Annotated in this window: 1 protein-coding gene; it reads left to right on the top strand. The window is 39.3% G+C overall.

The annotated features are described in order from the left end of the window. A partial coding sequence (locus B7Y67_RS18405) for an amidohydrolase (RefSeq protein WP_293599873.1) occupies positions 1 to 1,265 on the top strand: 1,265 nt, incomplete at both ends.

Genomic DNA, 1,265 nt, shown 5'->3' with positions numbered 1-1,265 from the left:
GGATATGACGATGCACAACTAAAAGAAAAACGCCACCCCTTTGCAGTAGAATTGGATCAAATTTCTAAAGATATTCCGGTAATGATCTTGCATCAATCTGGCCACCTTGCTAGTCTAAACTCAAAAGGGCTTGAAGTTGCTGGAATTAATGAAAATACCCCAAATCCTGCGGGTGGAATTATTCGCAGACTTAAAGGTTCCAATAAACCTGAAGGAACTCTGGAAGAATCGGCTATGTTTGGACCACTATTCAAAGTTTTTGCTAAAATTGATTCCACAGGTAATGCCAATATTATTAGAGCAGGCATAGCTTCTTATACCAAATTTGGTTTTACAACGGCGCAAGAAGGTAGAGCTTCTAGTGCAATTTGTGAGTCTTTGAAAAAAATGGCTTTAGCCAATGAATTACCAATTGATGTTTATGCCTATCCAGATATTCAAAATGAATTGGCCTATATGTTGAAAACGGGTACTCAAGCCAATTATTCCAATCATTTTAGAATTGCTGGAGTAAAATTGAGTTCAGATGGTGCTATTCAAGGCAAGACTGCTTTTCTTTCCAAACCTTATAAAGTACCACCAGAAGGTGCGTCTAAAGACTATAGAGGTTATCCGGCTTTTCCTGATACAGAAGCTTATAACGCACTTGTTGATGCAGCATTTAAAAACAACTGGCAAATTATCACACACTGTAACGGCGATGCTTCTGGTGACATGTATATCCGTGCTGTGAGACTAGCAGCCAATAAATATGGCAATAACAATCGCAGATCTGTGATGATACATGCACAAATGGCAAGAGAAGACCAATTGGATTCCATGAAAGTTTTAGGCATTATTCCTTCTTTTTTTGCCATGCATACTTTTTATTGGGGAGATTGGCATAGGGATGAAACCATTGGTAAAGAAAGGGCTTATCGCATTTCTCCGGGAGTTTCAACCCTGAAACGCGGAATGATTTTTACCCAGCACCATGATGCGCCGGTAGCTTTTCCTGATGCACTAAGGGTTATTCATGCAACGGTAAATAGGGTTAGCCGAAGCGGCGATATTATTGGGCCGGATCAACGAGTGCCAGTTTATACAGCGCTTAAATCTATTACAGACTGGGCTGCCTATCAGGCTTTTGAAGAAAATCTAAAAGGAACACTCAGGGTTGGCAAACTGGCAGATTTTGTTATATTAGATAAAAACCCATTGAAAATAGATCCCATGCAAATTACCAGTCTTAAAGTAATAAGTACTATTAAAGAAGGTAATACCAT

The sequence above is a fragment of the Polynucleobacter sp. 35-46-11 genome (assembly GCF_002281105.1).
The sequence above is the reverse complement of the archived record's forward strand: the minus strand, read 5'-3'. Positions and strand labels throughout refer to the sequence as shown.